Here is a 7,131-nt window from a genome sequence, read left to right as displayed (position 1 = left end):
GATTTGATGTGCACCATCGAACTGACAGCGTTGAAATTCAACGCCGGCGAAGAGACCGCTACCGACCGAAAGATGTTCAAAGACCGGCGCGACTTCCGTAAAAACTATCTCAAGATTCTACGACGCAAGCAATTCTGATGGAATCCAGAAGCATGGTCTTTCTGCCGGGAATCCAGTAACTACCGACGAAACAGTTCTTGCTGGACTGCAATCCAACCACTCACGACACGCCGAACGTGTCGCCTTCCCAAGCAGCAAATCCCAGTAACATTTCAGTAACAGTGACCGTCAGGATTAGCCAAACCCACTGGTTCCAGCAAAGAACACCAAAACTCAGAAACGGCTTGATTCCAACGATATTCAGCCCATCCAAAGCAGCTGATTTTTGCAAAACAACCCCCTGATGGTACAGGATGTCGCGGGTTCAAATCCCGCCGGCCCGACCATAAGCCCTGCTCCCACTTGGGATTTGAGGTTTCGTCGTTCGGTGCGGAACGCCGCCGCAGTAACAATCCGGCAACAATGACCGCAGACTTCAGCCGCGACATCATCGCCATCGTCAGGACCAACGCCTGATATCTGCGAGCATCCGGATACTGCCCCGATTCATGCACCACCGCATCTTGATCTCCTGCACGAGAGCATCGGCCTACTCTGCACTTGTACATTCAGAGGTCCATGCGGAGGTTCAAGATTTCCATTCGTCCGCCATGACGATACGGTAGACACCGTCATGGTAGGCGTCGATGAGGTTGAAATAGTCGTGTTTCGACTCGAAGACCGGTTTCATGCCGCACTTGTCCATCACACGACCGGACTGGGAGTTCTCCGCATAGTGTCCACCCCACACGGCGTCCTTATGCAGCGCATCGAACGCATAGCCGAGCACCGCATTCAACGCCTCGGGCATATAACCGTTGCCCCAGAATGGGCGACCGATCCAGTAGCCCAACTCAAGCGCATTGCCGCCAAGGTACTTGCCGTAGCGCTTTCTGAGTCCGGCGTCCGCCTCGACCGGATCGATGATGTAGTGGCTGACCGTCTTGAGCGCGATGCTGCCAACCGGCTCAACGCCATTGTCCCTGATGGTGATGGCCCAGTTGTTCTCTACGGCGAGAATGTTTCCGATGTCATTCAGGCTGCCCTCGACACTGGTATGCGGAGGCCAGCCGCACAGCAGTCCGATCTCCGGATCGGAAGCATACCGGAACAGCGCGTCGGCATCGGCCGTGTCATCGGTTCTCCACGGGCGCAGCAGCAGTCTTGCGGTTTCAATCATCTCGCTCATCCGGACCTCCCGGACCGTCGGAATCATTAGCCCCCATACTAGCCGCAGCAACCGGATATGACAGGAATCCGCCGCCTTTCCAGTCTGAGGACGCAGAGTGCCGTTGGCCATTGCCCGTAAATCACCGCCCGCTCGATGCGGTGTATGGCCTCGTCGCGGTGCAGGATCCGACGACGAAGCACGGCGAACATGTTCCGTTCGCCCATGCATGAATCCTAGCTCTTGCATGATAGACAACGGCATCACGCAACTGATCAAAGCGAACACTCATGTTGAGTCCCCGGGTACGCGGGGCTCAACGCGGCTGCGACCGGATTCGGCATCGAATCCCCGAGGCTCACGGCCCTTCGACATGATCGGGGTTCCCCAAACGAAACTGAAGCGGTAATACGAAAAGGCCTCGTGTTTCCACGAGGCCTCAATCATTGTTATCCGTGCCCGAGACGGGACTTGAACCCGTACGCCCGTTAAAAATAGGCACTAGCACCTCAAGCTAGCGCGTCTACCATTCCGCCACCCGGGCAGGTGTCGATCAGACAACAGATGAAGAGTCTACTACAGTTTGACGAATCGTCAACCCGCGTGTCGCAGGAAACGCATGTAGGCACGCACCACCAACGACCTCTTCATCCGTATGCGCAGTGACATGGTCATTGACGACCAAGCCTCTGCGAAATGCCACCATGACCGGAACACATGCCACGGTAGTTCGGAGCACCGGGAGCGGATTGGGATCTTGTTCCGTCCTTGCACACGGCTACAAGGACTCCACCTCCCGAGGATTGCTGCGACGTGGAACTTCCGCCTTGTTGAGATGATTGGGACTGCTGCGTCTGCTGAGACTGGGCCTGTTTCTGTTGCGCCTGTTGCTGCGCGGCCTGAATGGCCTCCTGCTCTCGCTGCTGTTTCTCCTGTTCTCGCTGCGCGATGTTCTTCTCACGCTCATCCAGTTCGGATTGTTTCTCCTCAAGATCCTGCTGGGTCTTCTCCTGCTCGCTCTTCTGCTCGTCAAGCTGCTTCTGCAACGCATCGAGATCACCTACCCTCTTGGTGAGATCATCAAGCTGCGATTGGATGCCCTCGTTTTTCGACTGTTCGCTGATGAGCTGCTGCTGAAGATCTCGATACTGCGATGTAGCCGTCGGATCCACGGGTGTTTGCCCCACAGCAAACCCTATGATGAATACCGCGATGAACGCCAGCACCTTGAGTATCCGACGTCCCCATCTCCTTTTCTTGGAGCGGCGCGCTCTTCGGCCGCCGCCACCGGGGCCTTTTCCGGCACCGGCACCGCCATTCCCCGTCGGCGTGGGCGTCGCCTGACCTGCATTCGAAGCCGCGGTTGACGAAACGATGGCAGCGTGAGTCACACGAGTGTCCGTCTGCTGCACAGGGACGGGTTGCGTATATGCGGCGGTCTCACTGATGTTCTCGACCCGGGTTCCGTTCGGCTTGATTCCCGCCGACGCCCTACGGGAGGGAGACGTCTTCGATGATCGCACAGGCCGATCCAATCGTGTCTCATAGCTGAGGCCGGTCCCCGGTAAGGACGCACCAGCTCTTGCGCCGTTTTTGCCCACAGTCACATGCGGTGCCCCGCGTTTACCGAACGTGACACTGGTGACGCCGCTCTTGCCGAGGTTGACTCGGACTCCTTTGCCGAACGATATGCTTTTGCGGAATCTGAATCCCATGAGCTTCATCTCCTTCCCTAATCAACCGACTCATAACCAGCATTAGTAATCGATCAAGGCGTCATCGCCCGCGACATTGTCCGCTTGGGTTTGGCCGATTTCTTCCCGTCCAGCATACAGAATATTCGCGGAGTCCTCGCCACGGTGCGTTTCAATCGGCAACAACACAAGACAGCCAAGCAGTGGCTCCCTAACACACGAAAGGGGCGTCACGACTGATGCGTGACGCCCCTTGACTGTTGTCCTGGCTCTTCCCTGTCCATCAATCAATTGCCGGACACGGGAAACCCTTCCGTATGATCAGAAGTTGCGCGGCTGGACGGGCTTTTCGGCGCTCATCAGCAGCATGAAGCTGCGTGACTGCGCGGTGATCGTGAACCCGGCCTCGTAGTTGAGTACCGGCCCCTTCGGGTTGTGCGTGTCGACGACCAGCTTCCACTTGCGACCGTAGCGCTCCTCGGGCAGCGTGAACTGGATCGGCTCGTAGTGGGCGTTGAAGATGAGGATGAAGTTGTTGTCCACCATCGGGTTGCCGTAGTAGTCCAACTCGGGGATGTCCGAACCGTTGAGGTACACCATCATCGAGAACGCGTGCGTGTTCTGCCAGTCCTCCATGTCCATGATGGAGCCGGTGTGGTCGAACCATTCGACCTGCGGGATCGTCTCCATGTCCTCGCCGGGCTCACGACCGGTGAAGAAGCGACGGCGGTGCAGCACTGGGTGGTTCAAACGCAGGTGGATGAGCTTGGAGACGAACTCGAACATGTCCTCGCGCGTCTCATCCAGATCCCAGTCGGTCCACGAGATCTCGTTGTCCTGGCAGTAGGCGTTGTTGTTGCCCTGCTGGGTACGCTCGACCTCGTCGCCGCCGCAGATCATCGGAATACCCTGGCTGACCAGCAGCGTGGAGAACATGTTGCGGATCTGACGCTGACGCAGCTCGTTGACGTCGGGGATGGTGGTGGGACCCTCCACGCCGCAGTTCCACGAGCGGTTGTTCGACTCGCCGTCGCGGTTGCCTTCGCCGTTGGCGTCGTTGTGCTTCCCGTTGTACGACACGAGATCGTTCATCGTGAAACCGTCGTGCGCGGTGATGAAGTTGACCGATGCGACCGGTCGGCGGCCGTTCATCTGATACAGGTCGGACGAGCCCATGAGGCGCGACGCGAACTCGGGCAGCGTGGACGGCTGCGAGCGCCAGAAATCGCGAACGGTGTCGCGGTAACGGCCGTTCCATTCGGACCAGCTGGACGGGAAGCCGCCCACCTGATAGCCGCCGGAGCCCAGATCCCACGGTTCGGCGATGAGCTTGACGCGGCTGATGACCGGATCCTGCTCGACGATGTCGAAGAACGCGGAGAGCTTGTCAACCTCCTGGAACTGGCGGGCCAGCGTCGCGGCAAGATCGAATCGGAAGCCGTCGACGTGCATTTCGGACACCCAGTAGCGCAGCGAGTCGGTGATGAGCTGCAGCGCGTGCGGCGAACGCATGAGCAGCGAGTTGCCGGTTCCGGTGGTGTCGAAGTAGTGCTGCTGGTCGTTGTCGACCAGACGGTAGTAGGAGCGGTTGTCGATGCCCTTGAAGCTCAGGGTCGGACCCATGTGGTTGCCTTCGGCGGTGTGGTTGTACACCACGTCGAGGATGACCTCCATGCCGGCCTGATGGTAGGCCTTGACCATGGACTTGAACTCGTTGACCTGCTGGCCGCGCTCGCCTGCGGACGAGTAGGCGTTGTGCGGGGCGAAGAAGCCGATGGTGTTGTATCCCCAGTAGTTGGACAGTCCCTTCTCCTGCAGGAAGGAGTCGTTGACGAACTGGTGGATCGGCATGAGCTCGATGGCGGTGACGCCAAGCTTCTTCAAGTACTCGATGACCGTCGGGTATGCGAGGCCCGCGTAGGTGCCTCGGATGTCCGGAGGCACGTCCCTGTTGAGGTTGGTCATACCACGCACGTGGGCTTCGTAGATCACGGAGTCGTGATACGGGATGCGCGGGTGCTGGTCGTTGCCCCAGTCGAAGTAGGGGTTGACGACCACGGACTTCATCGTGTGCGCCGCGGAGTCGAGCAGGTTGACGTTGTAGGGGTTGTCGGGCGAGGAGAACCGGTAGGAGAAGAGACTCTCGTCACCGTCGATGTTGCCTTCGATGGCCTTGGCGTACGGGTCGAGCAGGAGCTTGGAGGGATTGCAGCGCAGACCCTGATTGGGGTCGTATGGTCCGTGCACGCGGAAGCCGTAGCGCTGTCCCGGCTGGAGGCCGGGAATGTAGTTGTGCCAGATGTACGAGTTCTGCTCGGTCATCTGGATGCGGGTCTCATAGTCGTTGTCGTCGAAAAGACACAACTCGACGCTGTCGGCAACCTGAGAGAACAATGCGAAGTTGACTCCGGCGCCGTCGTAGCTGGCGCCGAGCGGATAGGTTAAACCCGGTCGTATCTGCATAGTCACCAGTATCGCACCTCAAATCGTATGAAAATGTGTTGTTGTATGAACAGTCGGTGTTTCTTCGTGGACGAAGCGGCGTGGAACGCGGGATCAGGAGACACGGTTCGATTCGTGCCGGAGCCGTCGTATCGTCTCGTGCTGGATGGCGATGATCGAATTGGACGCGGTGATGCGCGTGGCCAGGAGGTCGTCCCAGCCCACCCATGCGGATTCGACGTGCTCGTCGGGGTCGAAGTGCGTGTCGTGATGCGTCCATGAGTCGAGATGGAGGACCATGATGTGCGCGAGTTCATCGGTCATCCCCTCCGACGAGTAGTAGTCGCCGACGTGGTCGATGCGCAGTGCGTCGCGGGAGGTCGGCACGACGCCGGTCTCCTCGGCGAGTTCGCGCAGCGCCGCGGTCTCCACGTCCTCGCCCGAGTCCATGAGTCCTGCGGGCAGTCCGTAGGCGAAGATGTCACTGCCGGCACGGTATTCGCGTTCGATCAGGTACCGGTCCGTCGTCGTATCGTGCACGAGCATGACCACGCATGGCGCGTGCCGGAGCACCTGCCGTCTGATACGTACGAGACCGCCCGTGTTGGTGGTCAGTCCGATGGTCATGTCGTCCACGTGGAAGATCGCGCCGCGGTACACCTCGCGGCTGTCGATCACCCTCGCGGGCGTGTTCATGTCGATGCCGTCGGAGCTGGCGTCCAGTGCATCCGCCGCCATGTCAGGCCTCCCTCGCGTCGCCGTTGCCGTCGCCGGCATCCGCATCCGACGCGGCCGACGTGCGTGGCGTGACGATCCGTCCCGAGTGGATGGCGAAGGTCCACGGATCCGTGTTGCGTCGGATCCAGTCGACGGCCGGCCGCTCCCCCAAGGCGCGTTCGATGGCCGCGGGAACGTCCTCGACGGCGTAACGGAACCACATCGATTCGATGGCCGAATGCGGGGTGTTGACGAAGAGGGGGCGCACCTGTCCGTCACCCGGCTCCCCTCCCCTGTCGAGTACGATGCCGGCGGCACGCATCGACGCCTCATAGCGGGCCTGTTCGATGGCGTCGGTGACGGGATGGTGACGAAGATCGCTGGTCACGTACACGTCGACGCCGACGGCGCGCACCTCGTCGAACAGGGAGTCGCCGGATCCGGGGAGCACGGCTACGGTCGAGATCGGCGCGTCCGGATCGCCGCACGCCTGCACGCCGAGCGCGGTGTCGATGGGCAGGGCCTCGACCACGCGTCTGGCGAACGCCTCGAACGAGACCGGTTCGACCAGACGTCCCACACGTCCGAGACCGACGGCGTGCGGCGAAGCGGGATCGTCAACGGGAACCAGCGGGCACTGGTCGACGAGCCCGAATCCGTCTGCGGCAGCCTGGGCGACGCCGCGATACGCCGCATCGGCGTTGGTATGCCCGACCCACAGCGCACAGCCGGCGCGTGCGAGACGATCCACGATGGCGCCGCGGAAGCCGAGTCCGGACACCTGATGCACCGACCGGAAGAACAGCGGATGGTGGGTGATGAGCAGGTCGGCGCCATGTGCGATCGCCTCGTCGACGATCGCCGAGGTCGGATCGGCGGCGAAGGCGATGTGCGTGACCGGACGGGCCGGATCCCCGACGATGAGCCCCGGCTCATCCCACTGTTCGGCGTATCGCAACGGATACAGGCTCTCAAGTACGTCGACGACCTGTTTGAGATTCGGCATGATGT

Annotated in this window: 5 protein-coding genes, 1 tRNA gene and 1 pseudogene; 1 reads left to right on the top strand and 6 read right to left on the bottom strand. The window is 60.4% G+C overall.

The features are described from left to right. Window positions 1–688: 688 nt before the first annotated feature. Entirely contained in the window at window positions 689–1,288 is a 600-nt protein-coding gene (locus BW11_RS07820) for a GNAT family N-acetyltransferase (RefSeq protein WP_258175628.1), read from the bottom strand. A gap of 435 nt (window positions 1,289–1,723) precedes the next feature. Beyond that, window positions 1,724–1,811: transfer RNA gene (locus BW11_RS07815), tRNA-Leu, on the bottom strand. A gap of 295 nt (window positions 1,812–2,106) precedes the next feature. Between BW11_RS07815 and BW11_RS11850 the strand changes: the two genes are divergently transcribed. Continuing rightward, entirely contained in the window at window positions 2,107–2,634 is a 528-nt protein-coding gene (locus BW11_RS11850) for a hypothetical protein (RefSeq protein WP_258184581.1), read from the top strand. Window positions 2,635–2,823: 189 nt separating this feature from the next. Here the strand turns inward: BW11_RS11850 and BW11_RS12055 are convergent. The 4 genes and pseudogenes from BW11_RS12055 to BW11_RS07795 form a co-directional block, all read right to left on the bottom strand. Continuing rightward, window positions 2,824–2,982, bottom strand: a pseudogene (locus BW11_RS12055) (DUF4236 domain-containing protein); the annotation flags it as partial. A gap of 300 nt (window positions 2,983–3,282) precedes the next feature. Continuing rightward, on the bottom strand, window positions 3,283–5,424 hold the full coding sequence (gene glgX / locus BW11_RS07805; protein ID WP_140445098.1) for a glycogen debranching protein GlgX: 2,142 nt from the start codon (window positions 5,422–5,424) through the stop codon (window positions 3,283–3,285). Between the two features lie 93 nt (window positions 5,425–5,517). After that, entirely contained in the window at window positions 5,518–6,141 is a 624-nt protein-coding gene (locus tag BW11_RS07800; RefSeq protein WP_140445099.1) for an NUDIX hydrolase, read from the bottom strand. Window position 6,142: 1 nt separating this feature from the next. After that, a complete protein-coding gene (locus tag BW11_RS07795) occupies window positions 6,143–7,126 on the bottom strand; it encodes a Nif3-like dinuclear metal center hexameric protein (RefSeq protein WP_140445100.1) in 984 nt (327 codons plus the stop codon). Window positions 7,127–7,131: the final 5 nt, after the last annotated feature.

Origin of the sequence: Bifidobacterium sp. UTCIF-38 (assembly GCF_006454495.1) — a bacterium.
Lineage (GTDB): Bacteria > Actinomycetota > Actinomycetes > Actinomycetales > Bifidobacteriaceae > Bifidobacterium > Bifidobacterium callitrichos.
This window is presented reverse-complemented; position numbering and strand designations above follow the sequence as displayed.